Source organism: Streptomyces lasalocidi (assembly GCF_005280215.1).
GTDB lineage: Bacteria > Actinomycetota > Actinomycetes > Streptomycetales > Streptomycetaceae > Streptomyces > Streptomyces longwoodensis.
In genome coordinates this window covers 6,953,377-6,971,495 of record NZ_SZNQ01000001.1, presented here as the reverse complement: position 1 = coordinate 6,971,495, position 18,119 = coordinate 6,953,377, and the positions used below count along the sequence as shown (strand labels likewise).

16 protein-coding genes are annotated in these 18,119 nt (G+C 73.5%); 3 read left to right on the top strand and 13 right to left on the bottom strand.

Annotated features, from left to right (window positions below):
• Positions 1-57 precede the first annotated feature (57 nt).
• Positions 58-231 (bottom strand): hypothetical protein, encoded by a 174-nt coding sequence (locus tag E4U91_RS31520; protein WP_137309958.1) that lies wholly within the window; start codon positions 229-231, stop codon positions 58-60.
• Positions 232-691: 460 nt separating this feature from the next.
• On the opposite strand from E4U91_RS31520, the gene E4U91_RS31515 reads away from it, so the two are divergent.
• Entirely contained in the window at positions 692-1,135 is a 444-nt protein-coding gene (locus tag E4U91_RS31515) for a hypothetical protein (protein WP_137309957.1), read from the top strand.
• A 79-nt stretch (positions 1,136-1,214) separates the two neighbouring features.
• On the opposite strand, the gene E4U91_RS31510 is transcribed toward E4U91_RS31515, so the two are convergent.
• From E4U91_RS31510 to E4U91_RS31485, 5 genes are all read right to left on the bottom strand, one after another.
• Positions 1,215-2,786: an SDR family NAD(P)-dependent oxidoreductase gene (locus E4U91_RS31510; protein ID WP_241678750.1), complete on the bottom strand. Its 1,572-nt coding sequence runs from the start codon at positions 2,784-2,786 to the stop codon at positions 1,215-1,217.
• A gap of 103 nt (positions 2,787-2,889) precedes the next feature.
• Positions 2,890-4,248 (bottom strand): wax ester/triacylglycerol synthase family O-acyltransferase, encoded by a 1,359-nt coding sequence (locus E4U91_RS31500; RefSeq protein WP_241678749.1) that lies wholly within the window; start codon positions 4,246-4,248, stop codon positions 2,890-2,892.
• A 79-nt stretch (positions 4,249-4,327) separates the two neighbouring features.
• Complete coding sequence (gene glgC, locus E4U91_RS31495) at positions 4,328-5,548, bottom strand: glucose-1-phosphate adenylyltransferase (protein ID WP_137309955.1); 1,221 nt, start codon at positions 5,546-5,548, stop codon at positions 4,328-4,330.
• A gap of 89 nt (positions 5,549-5,637) precedes the next feature.
• The gene (gene glgA / locus E4U91_RS31490; protein WP_137309954.1) at positions 5,638-6,810 is read right to left on the bottom strand and encodes a glycogen synthase; all 1,173 of its coding nucleotides are present in this window, start codon (positions 6,808-6,810) and stop codon (positions 5,638-5,640) included.
• Between the two features lie 46 nt (positions 6,811-6,856).
• Positions 6,857-7,588, bottom strand: a complete 732-nt coding sequence (locus E4U91_RS31485; RefSeq protein ID WP_241678911.1) for a (2Fe-2S)-binding protein — start codon at positions 7,586-7,588, stop codon at positions 6,857-6,859.
• Positions 7,589-7,908: 320 nt separating this feature from the next.
• Here E4U91_RS31485 and E4U91_RS31480 point away from each other — a divergent pair, with 320 nt between their 5' ends.
• Entirely contained in the window at positions 7,909-9,057 is a 1,149-nt protein-coding gene (locus E4U91_RS31480) for a DMT family transporter (protein WP_137309952.1), read from the top strand.
• On the opposite strand, the gene E4U91_RS31475 is transcribed toward E4U91_RS31480, so the two are convergent.
• Positions 9,047-10,264 (bottom strand): transglycosylase family protein, encoded by a 1,218-nt coding sequence (locus tag E4U91_RS31475; RefSeq protein ID WP_137309951.1) that lies wholly within the window; start codon positions 10,262-10,264, stop codon positions 9,047-9,049. The two genes, E4U91_RS31480 and E4U91_RS31475, sit on opposite strands and share 11 nt — an antisense overlap.
• 334 nt (positions 10,265-10,598) lie before the next feature.
• Between E4U91_RS31475 and gndA the strand changes: the two genes are divergently transcribed.
• A complete protein-coding gene (gene gndA, locus E4U91_RS31470) occupies positions 10,599-12,038 on the top strand; it encodes an NADP-dependent phosphogluconate dehydrogenase (protein WP_137309950.1) in 1,440 nt (479 codons plus the stop codon).
• Positions 12,039-12,481: 443 nt separating this feature from the next.
• Here the strand turns inward: gndA and E4U91_RS31460 are convergent, their stop codons facing one another.
• From E4U91_RS31460 to E4U91_RS31435, 6 genes are all read right to left on the bottom strand, one after another.
• Positions 12,482-12,955 (bottom strand): Hsp20/alpha crystallin family protein, encoded by a 474-nt coding sequence (locus tag E4U91_RS31460; RefSeq protein ID WP_137309949.1) that lies wholly within the window; start codon positions 12,953-12,955, stop codon positions 12,482-12,484.
• 165 nt (positions 12,956-13,120) lie between these two features.
• Positions 13,121-13,459: a GNAT family N-acetyltransferase gene (locus tag E4U91_RS31455; RefSeq protein WP_137309948.1), complete on the bottom strand. Its 339-nt coding sequence runs from the start codon at positions 13,457-13,459 to the stop codon at positions 13,121-13,123.
• A 21-nt stretch (positions 13,460-13,480) separates the two neighbouring features.
• A complete protein-coding gene (panD, locus tag E4U91_RS31450) occupies positions 13,481-13,900 on the bottom strand; it encodes an aspartate 1-decarboxylase (protein ID WP_137309947.1) in 420 nt (139 codons plus the stop codon).
• Positions 13,901-14,036: 136 nt separating this feature from the next.
• Positions 14,037-16,505 carry an excinuclease ABC subunit UvrA gene (uvrA, locus tag E4U91_RS31445; protein WP_137309946.1) on the bottom strand — a complete coding sequence of 823 codons (2,469 nt, stop codon included), beginning with the start codon at positions 16,503-16,505 and terminating at the stop codon, positions 14,037-14,039.
• 192 nt (positions 16,506-16,697) lie between these two features.
• The gene (locus tag E4U91_RS31440) at positions 16,698-17,504 is read right to left on the bottom strand and encodes a hypothetical protein (RefSeq protein WP_137309945.1); all 807 of its coding nucleotides are present in this window, start codon (positions 17,502-17,504) and stop codon (positions 16,698-16,700) included.
• Positions 17,497-18,006, bottom strand: coding sequence for a SigE family RNA polymerase sigma factor (locus tag E4U91_RS31435; RefSeq protein WP_137309944.1), 510 nt, complete (start codon positions 18,004-18,006; stop codon positions 17,497-17,499). The genes E4U91_RS31440 and E4U91_RS31435 overlap by 8 nt, the downstream gene beginning before the upstream one ends.
• Positions 18,007-18,119 lie beyond the last annotated feature (113 nt).

Sequence of the window (18,119 nt, the reverse complement as noted above, 5' to 3'; positions counted from 1 at the left end):
CGGCACGGCGGGAGCCGCGGCCGGTCGTCGGCCACGGCTCGTGCCACCGGCAGGACGTCAGTCGACGCTGGGCAGGATGTGGGGCTCGGCGAGGTCTTCCTCGTAGCCCGCGAGACGGATCGGGGCGGAGCGGGCCCACACGTCGAGGCTCCCGATGTCTCCGGGCCTCCGGCGGGCGCGCTCCGTGCGTTCCTTGGGGCGTTCTTCGCGATTCATCGTCTCCGGTGTCACCGCGCACTCCTTATGTGTCGGGTCACCCTGGGGGCGTGCCGGCCTCTGGACGGTCCGGCGACTGACGCACCCTCGGGACTTGCGTGAAGGCAGTTCGGTCGCGGTGGCGCCGGCAACTCCAGGGAGATCGAACCGATGTGAACCGGCGTGTCCCATGACGGACGATGGGTGCGGGTGGGACCCGTTGCTGCTGTCCGTCCGCTCCAGGTTAACCAAATGAGCAGAGGGCCGCTCGATAGCATTGAAAATTTGGGGTAACCATGGCAAGTCACCCGGATGTCCCCATGGGTGAAGTGTGCCGTTTCCGGAGCGTATTCACCTGTTCGGCATCACTCGAACGGCCTACGGGGTCGTACGGGGCGGCGAGTCGGCGGCGCAGTTCAGGTGGCGTTGGTCCGGGCGCAAGCTGACGATGATCTGCTGGGGGACCGCAACGGCTGCCCCGCGGGAGGACTGGCGCATGGAGCTGCGCAGTGTCGAGGAGCTGATGGACCTGCTGTCCGCGTGCCGGGGCGTGGCGGACCGGCCGGGCGACGGCCCCGGGACGGACCTGCACGACCACGCCCTGCGCACGGCGGCGCTGCTGCGCCGAAGTCGCCCCGCGGACAAGGAACTCCAGCTGACGGGCCTGGTCCGGCCCGTCGGTCACCTGCTGTGCCCCTCCGGGACCACCGGCCGCGCCGGCCTCACCGCCGACGCCGTACGGCCCCTGCTCGGCCCCCGCGTGGCCCGGCTGCTGGCGGCCCACCCGTGGTCCGGCCAGGACGACGAGGACCTGCTGAGCCTGCGCGACGCCGACGAGGAGGCCCGGGCCGCCGGCTTCGACGCGGGGGTGCTGGAGGACTGGCGGACGGTGCTGGAGCTCGTCGCCGAGCGCAACGCCCGCCTGGGCGCCGTCGACTGACCGGGTCGGCGTCAGACGACGCCGGGCGCCCCGGCACGCGGGTGCGGGCCGGGGGCCGAGGGGCGGGGGCGCCCGGGGGTCACCACTTGCCGGGCGCGTAGTCCTTGAGGAAGACGCCGTACACGTCGTCGCCGGCCTCGCCGCGCACGATCGGGTCGTACACCCGGGCCGCGCCGTCCACCAGGTCGAGCGGGGCGTGGAAACCGGCCTCGGCGAGGCGCAGCTTGTCGTAGTGCGGGCGCTCGTCGGTGATCCAGCCGGTGTCCACGGACGTCATGAGGATGCCGTCGGCGTCGAACATCTCCTGCGCGCTGGTCCGGGTGACCATGTTCATGGCCGCCTTGGCCGCGTTGGTGTTCGGGTGCCCGGCGCCCTTGTAGCCGCGGTTGAAGACACCCTCCATCGCGGAGACGTTGACGACGTACGCCCGTCCGCTCGCCGCCTTCTTCGCGGCGTCCGCCATCGCCGGGCGCAGCGCGCTGATCAGGATGAACGGGGAGGTGTAGTTGCACAGCTGGGTCTCGAGGAGCTCGACCGGGGAGATCTGGTCGATGGTCTGTACCCAGGTGTTGGTGTCGACGACGTCCGGGACGAGGCCGCCGGCGTCGATGGCGGTGCCGTCCAGGTGGCGGGCGACGCTGGCGTTGCCCGCGACGAGCGCGAGGTCGGCGACCCGCTGCGCGTCCAGGCCGCTCACGCCGACGGGCAGGGCGGTGATGCCGTCGACGGCGCCGGAGTTGAAGGCGCCGATGACGTGGTGGGCGGGGAGTTCACCGGCGGGCAGCGGGGCGCCCTCGCCCTCGACCAGGGCCGCGTAGGCGGACGGCAGGCGGCGGACGGTCTGCGTCGCGTTGTTGATCAGGATGTCGAGCGGTCCCGCCGCGGAGACCTGCTCGGCGAGCGCCACGGCCTGGGCCGGGTCGCGCAGGTCCAGGCCGACGACCTCCAGGCGGTGCAGCCACTCCCCCGAGTCCTCCATCGCCTTGAAGCGGCGGATGGCGTCCTTCGGGAACCGCGTGGTGACCGTGGTGTGGGCGCCGTCGCGCAGCAGCCGCAGGGCGATGTACATGCCGATCTTGGCGCGACCGCCGGTGAGCAGGGCCCGCTTGCCGGTGAGGTCGGCGCGGGCGTCGCGCTTGGCGCGGTTCAGCGCGGCGCAGTCCTGGCAGAGCTGGTGGTAGAAGTAGTCGACCTCGACGTAGCGCTGCTTGCAGGTGTAGCAGGAGCGCGGGCGCTGGAGTATGCCCGCGATCCGGCCGGTCTCGACCTTGGAGGACGGCAGGATGCCCTCCGTCTCGTCGTCGATGCGCTCGGCGGAGCCGGTCGCGGTGGCCTCGGTGACCGCGCGGTCGTGGGCGGTCTTGGCGGCCCGGCGCTCCTGGCGGCGGCGCTGCTTGACCGAGCGGTAGATGTGCGAGGTGGCCCGGCGGACCCGGATCGCGTCGGGGTGGTCGACCTCGATCGTGTCCAGCTCCTCCAGCACGCCGAGGCACACGGCGAGCCGCTCGGGGTCGATGCCCGGGCCGTACGCCTCGGGGGCGTCGGCCGCCGCCTCCTGCGGGCCCCGCGCCTGCGGGACGCGCGACTCCGCTTCGGGGGACGCCGGGAACGCCCCGTCCGCCGCCGCCAGGCCGTCTTCTGTCACCGTCATCGCGCTGCCGCTTCCCTGATCACCCGCGCAGCGCTCCGACCGCGCCCGCCTCCGAAGGCGGAATTTTACTTCAGCGGCGGCTCCGCCTCCGAACCGGCGACGATCATGCCCGGCAGGCCTCGATCAGCGCGGCCACCTCCGCGGTGAGCGCGTGGGCCAGCCGGTCGAGGTCCGGTACGGCCGCCGCGTCCGCGACGAGCCCGTAGTGGACGTGGCCGCGGTAGGTGGAGACCGCGACCGCCAGGGACTGGCCGCGGGCGAGCGGGGCGTAGGGGAAGACTGCGGTGACCGGGTTGCCGCCGAGCTTCAGGCCGAGGCTCGGCAGGGGCACGCTGGTGACCAGGATGTCGAACCAGAGCCGGGCGGCCTGGCTCACCAGGGGCCCGCCGATGCGGTGCCCGAGGGCGGGGACGTGGTCGGCGAGCAGGGCGACGGCGCCCGCGCCCCGGTGGGGGCCGGCGTCCTTGTTGCGGTCCATGGCCGAGCGGACCGCGGCCAGGCGGCGCAGCGGGTCGGGGTCGTGCACCGGGAGCCGCATCAGGTAGCCGGAGAGCCGGTTGCCCTGCGGGTGGGCGGTGCGCGGGCGGCGCCGGGACACGGGGACGAGGGCGCGCGGGGCGACGCCCTCGCTGCCGTCGCCGCGCTCGTCGAGCCAGCGGCGCAGCGCGCCCGCGACGACGGCGATCAGGACGTCGTTGACGGTGCCGCCGACGGTCTTGCGGACGCGGTGCACGTCGTCGAGGTCGATGACCACCCCGGCGGTGCGGCGGGTGCCGGTGGGTCCGGCGGTGAGCGCCCCGCTGGAGCGGGTGCCGAGGGTGGACACGGCCACGGACGCGCCGATGTCGAGGGCGCGGCCCACGTCGGACAGGGTGCCGCGCACCAGGTCGGGCAGCCGGCGCACGTCCGGCAGCAGGCCGCGGCGCGGCTCCTCGGGGCGTGGACGGGACGCGGGCAGGTCCATGGGGTCCAGGATCGCGGCGGCCAGGGTCAGCGCGCGCAGCCCGTCGCCGAGGGCGTGGTGGAACTTGAACAGCACCGCGAAGGACTCCCCGTCCCGGCCCGGCAGCACGTGCGCCTCCCACGGCGGCCGGCCGCGCTGCAGCGGACGTTCCATGAGGCGGCCCGCCTGGGCCTGGAAGTCGGCGGCCGGGGCGTGCAGCCGGACGTGGCGCAGCGGGTCGAAGTCGGGGTCGGGCTCGCGGGCCGCGCCGCCGAAGGCCAGCGGGCGGCGCAGGTCGAGGGGGCGGTCACGGTCGAAGGGCCGCCACACGTCCCGGATCCGCATGCGCAGTCCCGGCACCCCGGCCGCACGCGCGGCGAGCAGGTCGGCGGCGTGGGCGCCGGCGGCCGGCGAGTGGGCCTCGAACACCCCGAGCGCACCGAGGTGCATGGGGTGCTCGGGCGACTCGATGCTCCAGAACGCCAGGTCCAGGGGTGCGAGCAGATCATCAGCAGTCAAGGGGTGCCTCGCGTCGACAGCGGGTTGAGCCGGGGGAAGTCGACCCCCAGCATCCGCCATCGCGCCGTGGCGGCGCCCGTTACGACACGATCTGACCCTTCCCGAGGGCGATGACGCCTTCCTTGGACACGGTGTACAGCTCGGCGTCGCGCTCCGGGTTCACCCCGATGGTCGCACCCGGCGGCACCTGCACGTTCTTGTCCAGGACCGCCCCGCGCACCACCGCGCCGCGCCCGATGTGGACGTTGTCGTGCAGCACCGACCCCTGCACCACCGCGCCCGGGTCCACCACCACGCCCGGGGACAGCACCGACCGGGTGACCTGCCCGCGGATCAGGCACCCCGCGCTGATGATCGACTCGCTGGCCATGCCGCCGGCGTTGAAGCGGGCCGGGGAGAGCTGGCCGGAGTGGGTGTAGATCGGCCAGGAGCGGTTGTACAGGTTGAACGTGGGGCGCTCGGCGATCAGGTCCATGTGCGACTCGTAGTAGGCGTCGAGCGTGCCCACGTCCCGCCAGTAGCCCTGGTCGCGGCTGGTCTCGCCGGGCACGTGGTTCTGGCTGAAGTCGTACAGGTGGGCCTCTCCGCGCGCGGTCAGCTGGGGCAGGATCGAGCCGCCCATGTCGTGCACGGACTCCTCGTCCTCGGCGTCGCGCTGGAGGGCCTCGATGAGGGCCTTGGTGGTGAAGATGTAGTTGCCCATCGAGGCGAAGACGCACTGCGGGTCGTCGGGCAGGCCGGGCGGGTCGGCGGGCTTCTCCAGGAAGCTCTCCACCGTCTGGCCGTCCGAGCCGGGCTTGATCACCCCGAACGACGACGACTCCGTGCGCGGCACCCGGATGCCGGCCACCGTGACGCCGGCGCCGCTGTCGATGTGCTGGGTGAGCATCTGGCGCGGGTCCATGCGGTACACGTGGTCGGCGCCGAACACCGCGACGTACTCGGGCTGCTCGTCGTAGATCAGGTTCAGCGACTGCAGGATCGCGTCGGCGCTGCCCAGGTACCAGCGCGGGCCGAGGCGCTGCTGGGCGGGGACCGGGGTGACGTAGTTGCCGAGCAGGCTCGACATGCGCCACGTGGTGGTGATGTGCCGGTCCAGCGAGTGCGACTTGTACTGCGTGAGGACGCAGATGCGCAGGATGTCGGCGTTGACGAGGTTGGACAGCACGAAGTCCACGAGGCGGTACGTGCCGCCGAACGTGACCGCCGGCTTCGCCCGGTCCGCCGTCAGCGGCATCAGCCGCTTGCCCTCGCCGCCCGCCAGGACGATGCCCAGCACGGAAGGTCCACCACGACGCATGGCCCGCTCTCCTCACCCTGGTTGATGCATGGTTGCCCCGGGCGGGGCGAACTAAGCCTGCGAAACGCAGACCGGTGGTCCGAGGGCGCCTACGACGCCTTCAGGACCTCCTCGTACAGCCCGACGGTGCGCCGTGCCACGGCGTCCCAGCCGAACTCGTCCACGGCCCGCTCGCGGCCCGCCTCGCCCATCCGCCGGGCGCGCTCCGGGTCGCCGGTCACCTCGTCCAGCGCCCGGGCGAGGGCCGTCTCGAAGGCCTCCCCCGTGTCGTCGAGGTCGACGAGCAGTCCCGTGCGGCCGTCCTCGACGACCTCGGGGATGCCGCCGACCCGGGAGGCCACCACGGGGGTGCCGCAGGCCATCGCCTCCAGGTTCACGATGCCGAGGGGCTCGTACACCGAGGGGCACACGAAGACCGTCGCGTGGGTGAGCAGCTGGATCACCTCGGGGCGCGGCAGCATCCGGGGGATCCAGTGGACGCCGTCGCGGGTCCGGCTCAGCTCCTCGAACAGCTCGCGGAACTCGCGGTCGATCTCGGGCGTGTCGGGTGCGCCGGCGCACAGCACGACCTGCGTGGCCGGGTCGAGGTGCCGGGCGGCCCGCAGCAGGCGGGGCACGCCCTTCTGGCGGGTGATGCGCCCGACGAACAGCACGTACGGCCGGTTCGGGTCGACGCCGATCCGGGCGAGCGCGTCGGTGCCGTGGTCGGGCCGGTACAGGGCGGTGTCGATGCCGTTGTGCACGACGTGGACGCGGGCCGGGTCCAGGGCGGGGTAGCAGTCGAGGATGTCGGCGCGCATCGCGCCGGAAACGGCGACCACCGCGTCCGCGGACTCGACGGCGGTGCGCTCGGCCCAGCTGGAGAGCGTGTAGCCGCCGCCGAGCTGCTCGGCCTTCCAGGGGCGCAGCGGCTCCAGCGAATGGGCGGTCATCACGTGCGGGATGCCGTGCAGCATCTTGGCCAGGTGGCCGCCTAGGTTGGCGTACCAGGTGTGGGAGTGCACCAGGTCGCGGCCCTCCAGGGCGGCGGCCATCGAGAGGTCCACGGAGAAGGTGCGCAGGGCGTCGTTGGCGCCGTCGAGCGCGGACCACGGGCGGTGGCGCAGCACGCCCTCGGCCTTCTCGCGCGCGGTGAGCTCGCCCCAGCAGTGCACGTCCAGGTCGACCAGGGGGCGCAACTCGCGGGCCAGGAACTCCACGTGGACGCCCGCTCCGCCGTACACGTCCGGGGGGTACTCCCGGGTCAGCAGTCCCACTCGCACCCGGAACCCCCTGTTTCTCGTGATCGTCGTGGCCGGATCTCCATGGTCACCCAGACGGGGCCCGTGGGGAAGAGCGCGGCGGTCGTGTGAAGCAACAGTCACCACAGACGCCACCCGCGGGCACACGGTAGTAGAGGCAGCAGCTGCGCCGCCGGAAGGCCGTCCCGGTGAAGCTGCCGGTACCCGAGAGGTACGGGTGGGTGAACAGTCGTTCGACGGTGGTGGCGGTGCGCCGGGCCACCTCCGGGCGCCCGCGCTCGCGCGCCCAGCGGTCGAGCTGCCGGGCGGCGCCCGCGACCGCCGAGGCCGCGTTGCCCCGCAGCAGGCCCGGGACCAGGCGGTGACGGGCCGCCAGGACCCGCGCGAGCGGCAGGAGGTGTCCGTCGAGCAGCACCTCGGCGAGGTGCTCGGCGGGCCGGGGACGTACGTCCGTCAGCCACAGGTCGTCGGGCGCCGTCGCCTCGGGGTCCCACCGCAGCAGGCCGGGCCCGAGATCCGGTACGGCGCCGTGCAGCGCGGCACAGCCGAGGGCGGCCGCCGCGAGCCGGGCGGCGAGTCCCAGGTGGGCCACGGAGGCCGCGACGCGCTCCTCGGGCGCGCCGATGCCGGCCGCGACCCTGCGGACGCGGGCGGCCAGGGGGTCGGGACCGTCCTCCGCACGGTCCGCGTAGGCGTCGGCGAGCGTGGGGAGCGGCCGGGGCGGCCGGACGGCGGCGCGCAGCACGAAGAAGCCGCCGAGCGGGCGGAGCGCGGCGAGGCCGGCGTCGAGGGCGGGCACGGGGTCGCGGTCGGGAGCGGGGTCGCGGTCGGGAGCGGGGTCGAGGTCGGGAGCGGGGTCGAGGTCCACGACGTGCAGTCCTACCAAGGGGTCTCGGGGGCAGCACCTAGGGGGTCCCCGGGGGCGGATCACCGGGCGGGTGAGCCCCGCACCCGCCCTGGGGATGACGGGCGGCGCGGCGTACTCCATCGGCAGTAGGACCCATTGAGTGCTCAGGGACGACGACGGGAACAGGATCGGCAGGGCATCGTGTTGGTCATGGATGACGACCGTTCGCCGCGCCGGGCCCCGGGCCCCGGCCTCACGCAGAGGAGCAGCTCATGAGCGCCCTCGCGTTGTCCGTGCTCCTGTCGCTCGTGTCCGCCGTCGCCTACGCCGGTGGAGCGATCGTCCAGGAGCAGGTCGCGGTGTCGTCGCCCGACGGGCAGTACGCGCCGCTGCGTCGGCCGGGCTGGTGGGCGGCCCTCGCGCTGAACGGTCTCGGCGGACTGCTGCACGTGGTGGCGCTCGCCTACGGCCCCCTCAGCCTCGTCCAGCCGCTGGGCGCCCTGACCATCGTGTTCGCGCTGCCCATGGCGGCGCTCTTTGTGGGCCGCCGGGCCGGCGCGACCGCCTGGCGGGGCGCGATCATGGCGACCGTGGGCCTGGCCGGGCTGCTGTCCCTGGTCGGCGCCTCCGACGCGCAGTCGCTGAGCGGCGCCCAGCGGGTGTTCGTCGCGCTCGTCACCGGCGGCGCGGTCGTCGCGCTGATGGTGGCCGGGCGGGCCGCGCACCGGCACCCCGCGGTGCGCAGTGTCCTGCTGGCGACCGGCTCCGGCATCGCCTTCGGCATGTCGTCCGTGTTCACCAAGACGGTGGCCGTGGACTGGAGCGGCGGCGTGACGGCGTCCGACCTGCCGAGCCTCGCCGTGATCGGCGTGTTCGCGACCGCTGGCGTGCTGCTGTCGCAGGCGTCGTACAAGGACGCCGGGCTGGCCGCCCCCCTGGCCACGCTCACCGTGGTCAACCCGGTGGTCGCGGCGATCGTGGGGATCACGATGTTCGGCGAGACGTTCCGCTACGGCACCACCGGCACGGCGCTGGCGCTGAGCTGCGCGGTGGTGGCGGGGGGCGGTCTGATCCTGCTGACCACGGAGCGCATCGGCCACACGGAGACGGAAGCAGGCACGCGCCCGACGACGGCCGTCCACCCGGAGCCGTCCCCGGAGGGCGAGCCGACGGACGCGGTCACCGGGGTGGCGGTGCGCCCCTCGGGCGTGGCCGAGCCGGTCGCCGCGGTGATCCCCGCCGCCGAGCTGCTGGACGTGGTGGCGGAGCAGCCGGCGACGGCGGAGGTGCGGGTGCCGGCCCCGCGGTCCGCCCCGCAGGAGGACCGCGACGTGCCGACACCGCTGTTCGGGCCGTTCTACGGCGGCCCGTACGTGCCGATGCCGGTCGTGGACCGGCACCGCACGCGGGTCAGATCCTGACGCCGCCGGCCCGGAGGTAGCCCACCGGGTCGACGTCCGAACCGAAGCCGGGCCCGGTCCGCACCTCGAAGTGCAGGTGCGGGCCCGTGCTGTTGCCGGTCGAGCCCGACCGGCCTATGCGCTGACCGGTGTCGACCGACTGGCCCGAGCGCACCGAGATCGCGGACAGGTGCGCGTACTGCGAGTAGTGGCCGTCGACGTGACGGATCACCACCTGGTAGCCGAACGAGCCGCCCCAGCCGGCGCTCACCACCAGACCCGCGCGCACCGCCTTCACGGAGGTGCCGGTGGGCACGGGGAAGTCCACCCCGGTGTGGTAGCCCTTCGACCAGGAGGAGCCGCTCGCGTGGTACGGGGTGCCGGTCGCCGCGTCGACGGGGGCGACGAGCGTGGCATGGGAAGTGCGGGCGGTGGTGTGGTGCTCGGACTTCTTGGGCGCCGTCCGCTGTTCGGTCTTCCTCGGCGCGCTCTTGCGGGGCTCGGTCTTCCTCGGCGCCGTCTTCGGCCCGCCGCGCTCGGTCCGGTGGGGCGCCGTGGTGGCGGCCCGGCCGGAGAGGGAGAGCCGCTGTCCGGGCAGGATCAGGTCGGGATCGGCGCCGATGGTGGTCCGGTTGGCCGCGTAGAGCCGCTGCCAGCCGCCGTCGACCCGCTGGTCGCCGGCGATCCCGGAGAGCGTGTCGCCCCGGACCACCGTGTACATGGCGGTCTTGCCGGCCCGGGACTGGGGCGTGGCCTGCGGCTGGACGTCCCGTACGTCGGTCGTGACCCGGCTCGCCGGGTGGGCGCCGGTGGTGGACCGGCCCGCCGGGTGGACGTCGGGCGACGGGCCGCCCCGGGTGAGTCCGGCCCGCGGAGAGCACGCCGGCCAGGCACCGGGGCCCTGTCCGTCCAGCACCTTCTCCGCGACCGCGATCTGCTGGTCCTTGCCGGCCAGGTCGGCGCGTTGGGCGTACTTCAGGCCGCCGTACGCCTCCCAGGTGGACTGGGTGAACTGCAGCCCGCCGTAGTAACCGTTGCCGGTGTTGGTGTGCCAGTTGTTGCTCGACTCACAGGCCGCCACCTTGTTCCAGGTGTCCACGTCGGCCGCGTGCGCCACGCCGGATCCGATGAGCGGGAGCGCCATGCCGGCGCCGCCCACGGAGACGGTGAGCGAGGCTCTGTTGATCCGGTTCGGCTGGTACCGGCGGTGCCGGCCGCGTGCGGCCATGTCCGTGCCCCCTTGGCAGGCGTCAGGAGGGGCAAAAGTAAGCGCTGCGAACAGGCGGGGACAAGGCGTCAATCGGCCGCGTCACGTGCCAAGTGGCGTTGAACCGTCGTTGGTTGGCCGGAACAGTGGTGACGGGCCGTTCCGGGGGAGCGAACGGGGGCGCGAACCGGCGGCCGGCCCGGTGAGGCGGGGACGCCCGTTCGTACGTACTCACCCCCGTCGGACCGGATGTGCGGGCGGCGTACCGGCACGTCAGCATGGTCGAAGGACCATACTGGCGAGCACGACCGGCACGACCCCCGCACGATTGACGATTGTTCGAGGAGCAGGCGGTATGAGCACATCAGCGCAGATCGGCGTCACGGGCCTCGCGGTCATGGGCCGCAACCTCGCCCGTAACTTCGCGCGCAACGGCTACACGGTGGCGCTGCACAACCGGACGGCGGCGCGCACGCACGCGCTGGTGGAGGAGTTCGGGCACGAGGGCGACTTCGTCGCGGCCGAGACCGCCAAGGAGTTCGTGGCGGCGCTGGAGCGCCCCCGCCGTCTGGTGATCATGGTCAAGGCGGGCGAGCCTACGGACGCGGTGATCCAGGAGTTCGCCCCGCTCCTGGAGCCCGGCGACATGATCATCGACGGGGGCAACGCCCACTTCGCGGACACCCGCCGGCGCGAGCGCGAGCTGCGCGAACAGGGCATCCACTTCGTCGGCACCGGCATCTCCGGCGGCGAGGAGGGCGCGCTGAACGGACCGAGCATCATGCCCGGCGGCTCGGCGGAGTCGTACGAATCGCTGGGCCCGATGCTGGAGAAGATCTCCGCGAAGGCCTCGGACGGCGCGCCCTGCGTCACCCACGTCGGGCCGGACGGCGCCGGGCACTTCGTGAAGATGGTCCACAACGGCATCGAGTACGCCGACATGCAGCTGATCGGCGAGGCGTACCAGCTGCTGCGCGACGTGGCCGGGTACTCCCCCGCGCAGATCGCGGACATCTTCCGCACCTGGAACACCGGGCGGCTGGACTCCTACCTGATCGAGATCACCGCCGAGGTGCTGTCGCACGTGGACGCGGCGACGGACGGGCCGTTCGTGGACGTGGTCGTGGACCAGGCCGAGCAGAAGGGCACCGGCCGCTGGACGGTCCAGATCGCCCTCGACCTCGGGGTGCCGGTGTCGGGCATCGCCGAGGCGGTGTTCGCGCGGTCGCTGTCCGGGCACGCGGCCCTGCGGGAGGCCTCGCGGGGCCTGGCCGGGCCGAAGGCGTCCCCGCTGCCCGAGGCGGAGGCGGCCGCGTTCGCGGACCGGGTGGAGCAGGCGCTGTACGCCTCGAAGATCGTGTCGTACACCCAGGGCTTCCACGAGATCGCCGCCGGGAGCGAGGAGTACGGCTGGGACATCGACCTCGGTGCGGTCTCCTCGATCTGGCGCGGCGGGTGCATCATCCGGGCGGCGTTCCTGGACCGGATCCGCGCGGCGTACGACGCGCGGGCCGACCTGCCGAGCCTGTTGTCGGACGAAACGTTCGCGCAGGAGATCGCCGGGGCGCAGGACGACTGGCGCGAGGTGATCGTCGCCGCGACCCGGCAGGGCGTGCCGACGCCGGGCTTCTCGGCGGCGCTGGCCTACTACGACGCGCTGCGCGCCGAGCGGTTGCCCGCGGCGCTCACCCAGGGACAGCGGGACTTCTTCGGCGCGCACACGTACCGGAGGGTGGACCGGGACGGGGCGTTCCACACGCTGTGGGGCGGCGACCGCTCGGAGGTGTCGGCCTGACGGCCTGACGGGCCCTGCGGTCCGGGGATGCGAGCGGTGGGCGTCGATCGGTCGACGCCCACCGCTGTCGTGTACGGCGGCTGTCCCTGGCCCCGGTCCGCGGCCGCCGCGGGTCAGGAGAGCGGCGGGCCCGGCTCCGGGCTGGGGACCGGTTCGGGACCCGGCGGGATGGGCGACGGGGCCGGATCCGGCACCGGGCCCGGGCCCGGCGGCTGCGGCGTGGGCTGCGGGCCGGGGCCCGGGGGCTGGGGCGTGGGCTCCGGGCCCGGGCCGGGCGGCTGCGGCGTCGGCACCGGGTCCGGGAACGGCTCCGCGGGGCCGGGTCCGGGCGTCGGGGGCGGCTGCACCGGGTCGGGGTACGGGTCGGTCATGGTGTCCTCCAGCCGGTCGGCGGACGGTGACTCTGGATCACTCCCCCGCCTACCCGGCGCACGTGCGGGCAGTCACCCTGCGGGGGCGGAGCGTGGTCCGCTTGGCGCAGGCAGCTGCTTGGCCGGGCCGCCGGGGATCTTGGGGGCGCCGCCCGAGACGGCGATCCTGCGGGGCTTGGCGTGGGCGGCCAGCGGGATGCGCAGGGTGAGGACGCCGTTGTCGTAGGCGGCTTCGGCGGAGGCGGTGTCCAGGGCGTCGGAGAGGGTCAGCCGGCGGGTGAAGCGGCCGGTGGGCCGCTCGGTGAGCACGGGCCGGGCGCCGGCCGGGACCGGGGACGGCCGCTCGGCGGTCAGGGTCAGGGTGTCCCGCTCAGTGATCAGCTCGATGCCGGCGCGGTCCATGCCGGGCAGGTCGAACTGGAGGTACAGCGCCTCGTCGTCCCGCCAGGCGTCCGCCGGGATGACGGTGCCGGCCGCGTCGGTGACCTGCGCGAGGTCCTGGGTGAGCCGATCGAGGTCGCCTGGTGCGCCGTTGCGCGCGAGCATGGCCCGGGTCTCCCTTCAGGTACGGGTCGTCTGCCACTCCTTCGTATGACGGAGGGGACGGCGCCTTGACAAGGGAAGACTGGATGAAGTTGACGACACCCGGCTCAAGTATGCGCACCCGTACGGCCGGTCAGCGGGTGCCGACCGGCCGCGGGGCCAGGCGTGTCAGCGGGACAGCAGCGGCGAGTTCTTCGCGGCGCGCAGCAGCTCCGGGTCGGCCGCGGGGGCCTCATCGGGGTGCCGGGCGGCCCACTTCACGACGTACGGGCACAGGGGCGCGACGGCGACGCCCTCGCGGGCCGCGATCGCGTAGAGCTCGCGGGCGAGGGAGCCGGCGATGCCCTTGCCCTCGTGGGCGGGCTCGACGATCGTGTGGACCGGGACGAGGGCCGTCCGCGGCTCGTCGAGCACGAAGTACTCGATGTGACCGACGACTTCACCGCCCTCGCCGAGGGCTTCGAGGCGGCCGCCGGCCCGGTCGTCGCGGATCTCGATGTCGCTCATGGCACGCTCCTCGTGCGTCGGTCAGGCCGACACGGCCTGCGGGCTGCGCTCCTGGTCGGTGCCGGGCACCGGCTCGGAGGGGTCCGCGCCGAGCGCGACGATCCGGTTGTCCCGGTCCACGTGCACCACCCGGGGCGTCAGCGCCCGCGCCTCGGCGTCGGTGACCTGAGCGTAACTGATGATGATCACCAGGTCGCCTGGGTGGACGAGGTGGGCGGCGGCCCCGTTGATCCCGACCACGCCGGAGCCGCGCTCCCCCTCGATGACGTACGTCTCGAGGCGGGCGCCGTTGGTGATGTCGACGATGTGCACGAGCTCGCCGGGCAACAGGTCGGCGGCGTCGAGGAGATCGGCGTCGATCGTCACCGATCCCACGTAGTGCAGGTCGGCCTGGGTGACGGTGGCGCGGTGGATCTTGGACTTGAACATGGTGCGCAGCATGTCGGTCTCCTGGAGGACAGCTCCCTGCCTGCTTCGTGCAGGTCAAGGGCGGTCATCAATGTACACCGGGGCAGGGCGGCGCGGGCGGCCCGCGCCCCCGCCGCCGGCCGGCCGCCGCTCTGCCCCGGGCCGGTCCTCAGGAGCGGGCCAGCCGGGTCGCGAGGTAGGGCGCGGTGGCGCTGTGGTGGGACTTCGCCACCTCGGCCGGTGGGCCCGCCGCGACGACCCACCCGCCCGCGTCGCCGCCGCCCGGGCCGAGGTCGACGACCCAGTCGGCGGTGGCGATCGTGTCCAGGTCGTGCTCGACGAGGACGACCGTGTTGCCGGCGTCGACGAGCCGGTGCAGCTGTCGCAGCAGCAGCGCGGTGTCCGCGGGGTGCAGCCCCGCCGTCGGCTCGTCCAGCAGGTAGAGCGCGTGCCCGCGGCGGGCCCGCTGCAGTTCGGTCGCCAGTTTGATGCGTTGCGCCTCACCGCCGCTGAGTTCCGTCGCGGGCTGGCCCAGCCTGAGGTACCCCAGCCCCACCTCCCGCAGCGTCTGCAGGCTGCGGGAGGCGGCCGGGACGGCGGACAGGAACTCGGCGGCGGCGTCGACGGACAGCGCCAGTACCTCCGCGATGTTCTTGCCGCGGTAGGTGACGTCCAGCGTCTCGGCGTTGTACCGGGCACCTTGGCAGGTCGGGCACGGCGCGTAGGTGCCGGGCAGGAACAGCAGTTCCACCGCGACGAACCCTTCGCCCTGGCAGGTCTCGCAGCGCCCCTCGGGCACGTTGAAGGAGAACCGCCCGGCCGAGTAGCCGCGCGCCCTCGCCTCGTCCGTCGCCGCGTACAGCCTGCGCACCGCGTCGAACATCCCGGTGTACGTGGCCAGGTTGGACCGCGGAGTGCGGCCGATGGGCCGTTGGTCGACGAGGACCAGCCGGTCGAACGACTCGATGCCCGACGCGTCCTGGACGTCGACCTCCAGCCGCGCCTCGTCGGGCTCCTCGGGCACGAGCCCCAGGTGGCCGCGGACGACCTCGGCGAGCACCTGCGTCACCAGCGTCGACTTCCCGGAGCCGGACACGCCCGTCACCGCCGTCAGGACGCACAGCGGTACGTCGACGGACACGTCACGCAGGTTGTGGCGGGACACGCCGCGCAGGCGCAGCCAGCCGTGCGGGGTGCGCGGGCGGTGCTCGAGCGGCCGGGCGCGCCCGAACAGGTACTGGCTCGTGGCCGACTCCCCGACCCGCTCGAGACCGGCGACCGGGCCGCTGTACAGCACGCGTCCGCCGCCCTCGCCCGCACCGGGGCCGATGTCGACCACCCAGTCCGCCCGCCGTACGACGTCCATGTCGTGCTCCACGACGAACAGCGAGTTGCCCGCCGCCTTGAGGCGGTCCAGCACCTCCAGCAGTGGTTCCGCGTCGGCCGGGTGCAGGCCCGCGGAGGGTTCGTCGAGGACGTAGACGACGCCGAACAGCCCCGAGCGCAGCTGGGTGGCGATCCGCAGGCGCTGCGCCTCGCCCGGCGACAGGGTCGTGGAGCGGCGTCCGAGACTGAGGTAACCGAGGCCCAGGCCGAGCAGTACCTCGACGCGCGCGACCAGGTCACCGCAGATCCGGACCGCGACCTCGGTGGTCTCCCCTGATCGGGCGGTCGACGTGGTGGCGTCGGCCTCGGACCGCTCCGCGACCGGCCGCAGCAGCGCCGCGACCTCGGTGAGCGGCATCGCGTTGAGCTCGGCGATGGAACGTCCGGCGAAGGTCACGGCGAGCGCCTCGGGCCGCAGCCCGCCGCCGTGACAGACGGGGCAGGGCACGCTCCTGACGAACCGGAGGGCCCGTTCGCGCATCTTCTCGCTCTTGGAGTCGGCGAGGACGTGCATGACGTGCTTGCGGGCGCTCCAGAACGTGCCCTGGTAACCGTGGTCGACGCGGCCCTCCTCCGGCTGGACGTACACGGAGGGCTGCTCGTCCGTGTACAGCAGCCACTCCCGGTCCTTCTTCCTGAGCCGGCGCCACGGCCGGTCGATGTCGATCCCCAGGCCGCTGACGACGCTGCGCAGGTTGGCGCCCTGCCAGGCGCCCGGCCAGGCGGCGATCGCCCCCTCGCGGATGCTCAGCGAGGGGTCCGGGACGAGCAGGTCCTCGGCGACGTCGTGCACGACACCCAGGCCGTGGCACTCCGGGCAGGCGCCGGCCGCGGTGTTGGGCGAGAACGACTCGGCCTCCAGCCGTGCGGCCCCGGGCGGATAGGTGCCGGCGCGGGAGTACAGCATGCGCAGCAGGTTGGACAGCGTGGTGAGGGTGCCGACCGTCGAGCGCGAGCTGGGCGCGCCGCGCCGCTGCTGCAGGGCCACGGCTGGTGGCAGTCCGGTGATCTCCCGCACGTGCGGTGCGCCGACCTGTTGCAACAGCCTGCGGGCGTACGGTGCCACGGACTCGAAGTAGCGCCGCTGGGCCTCCGCGTAGAGCGTGCCGAACGCGAGCGAGGACTTGCCCGAACCGGAGACGCCGGTGAAGGCGACCATGGCGTCCCGCGGCACGTCCACGTCGATGTTCCGCAGGTTGTTCTCACCGGCGCCCCGTACACGCACGAAGGGGTCGCTCATGTCCTTGTCCATCGTCACTGAGTACCCGATCACGCCGCGAACCGCGCGACGGGCGCGGTCACGGGCGCTCCTGCTCGGTGCGGGGCACTGCCACGCACCGTCGGTGGCTGCCAGTCCCCGTTGTCAGAATGACGCGTGCCGCTTGTGGTTGCTGCGGCCCGGGCGGAGTGCCGGGGCCGCAGTGAGGGGTTGCGGTGACGGGTGTTACTGCTTGGTGGTGGGTTCCGTCTGCTGGTTGTAGATCTCCTGGCCGGCTGCGTTGTAGGCGTGGACGTAGGGGGAGGGGGAGTTGCGTTCGGGGCCGGAGAGGGCCGCGGTGTAGACGAACGCGCCGTCTGCCATGAGGGCCGGGTACTGCGTCGGGTTGTCGCCGTAGCTGATGGTGATCTTGGCGACGTCGGGTGTGTAGTGTCCGGCGCCCAGGGAGAGGGTCTGTTCCCCGTGGGCCGGCTCGCTGAAGCTGTCGAAGAACTCGATCAGGTGGCCGGTGCCCCACAGGCGGTCGTTGATGAAGGTCGGCGGGACGGACATGCTGGTGCCCTTGTGGCCCTTCGTCTCGCACTGCACGTACTGGCGGGCGGAGTTGACGGCGATGACCACGCCGTCCGTGTCCTGGGTGGCGACGGGAGCGCGGACCGCGATCACCGCGTGGAAGTTCGAGGCGTCCTGGCCCAGGCAGGAGGCCAGGATCTTGGCGACGGCCCCGGCACCGATCGGGGACGTCCTCGTGCTGGTCACGGTGAACCCGGCCGGGGGGTGGGGGGAAGCCGGCACGGAGGAGGTGTCCGTGGGGGCCGCTCCGTGCCGTGGGCCGGGTGAGTGCAGCACGGACGGGAGCGCCAGGCACAGGGCTGCCGCGGTGCAGGCCGCGGTCGCGCCCAGGGCGTGCCGGCGGTGGCGGCGCCGGTCGGCGCGTCGGCGGATCTCCGCGGCGGGCAGGGTCGGTGCCGGCATCTGCGTGCCGAGCAGCCGCAGCCGGTCGCCCAGGGTGTCGTGGCGGGGGTCAGACATGGACTCGTCCTTCCTCGCTGGTCGGGGGCTGCTCGCCGAGCCGGGCCGCCAGCGCGGTCCGCCCGCGGGAGAGGCGGCTCTTGACGGCACTGACGCTGGCGCCGGTCTCGGCCGCGACCCGCTCGATGGAAAGGTCGCACATGTGGTGCAGGACCATGGCGGTGCGCTGCGCCTCGGGCAGGTCGCGGAGCGCGATGACCAGCATCAAGTACTCCTCAGTGGGCGGCTCGACGGTGAGGGGTTCATGATGGTGGCGTCCGGCCAGATGCAGACCCCGGGCCAGACGTCGCCAACGTGAGACGGCCAGCCGCCGGGCGGTGGTCCGGATCCAGGCTTCCGGGGCATCGCCGAGGTCGAACGTGCGCCTTCGGTCCCACGCCCGGATGAAGGCCTCCTGGACCACGTCCTGTGCTTCGGACCAGTCGCCGGTCATCGCGTAGAGCTGCCCGGTCAGGCGGGAGAAGGACGCTGCGTAGAACGCGTCGAACTCCTGTGGCGTCATCAACGGCTTTCTCTCCTGGTGCTGTCGATCGGCTCGCATCACAAGCGGTTCGCCGGAAGCACTCCTCGACCACGGCTGTGGAGCCGTGCCTCCCGGGCGGAGCCTCGCGCCGC

Bases quoted from the DNA above. Each gene is read 5' to 3' on its own strand.
- E4U91_RS31455 (WP_137309948.1), bottom strand. From the start codon at position 13,459: ATGAGCGACATCGAGATCCGCGACGACCGGGCCGGCGGCCGCCTCGAA.
- E4U91_RS31440 (WP_137309945.1), bottom strand. From the start codon at position 17,504: ATGTCTGACCCCCGCCACGACACCCTGGGCGACCGGCTGCGGCTGCTC.
- gndA (WP_137309950.1), top strand. From the start codon at position 10,599: ATGAGCACATCAGCGCAGATCGGCGTCACGGGCCTCGCGGTCATGGGC.
- E4U91_RS31515 (WP_137309957.1), top strand. From the start codon at position 692: ATGGAGCTGCGCAGTGTCGAGGAGCTGATGGACCTGCTGTCCGCGTGC.
- uvrA (WP_137309946.1), bottom strand. From the start codon at position 16,505: ATGGACAAGGACATGAGCGACCCCTTCGTGCGTGTACGGGGCGCCGGT.
- E4U91_RS31480 (WP_137309952.1), top strand. From the start codon at position 7,909: ATGAGCGCCCTCGCGTTGTCCGTGCTCCTGTCGCTCGTGTCCGCCGTC.
- E4U91_RS31475 (WP_137309951.1), bottom strand. From the start codon at position 10,264: ATGGCCGCACGCGGCCGGCACCGCCGGTACCAGCCGAACCGGATCAAC.
- panD (WP_137309947.1), bottom strand. From the start codon at position 13,900: ATGCTGCGCACCATGTTCAAGTCCAAGATCCACCGCGCCACCGTCACC.
- E4U91_RS31510 (WP_241678750.1), bottom strand. From the start codon at position 2,786: ATGACGGTGACAGAAGACGGCCTGGCGGCGGCGGACGGGGCGTTCCCG.
- glgC (WP_137309955.1), bottom strand. From the start codon at position 5,548: ATGCGTCGTGGTGGACCTTCCGTGCTGGGCATCGTCCTGGCGGGCGGC.
- E4U91_RS31435 (WP_137309944.1), bottom strand. From the start codon at position 18,006: ATGACGCCACAGGAGTTCGACGCGTTCTACGCAGCGTCCTTCTCCCGC.
- E4U91_RS31460 (WP_137309949.1), bottom strand. From the start codon at position 12,955: ATGCTCGCGCGCAACGGCGCACCAGGCGACCTCGATCGGCTCACCCAG.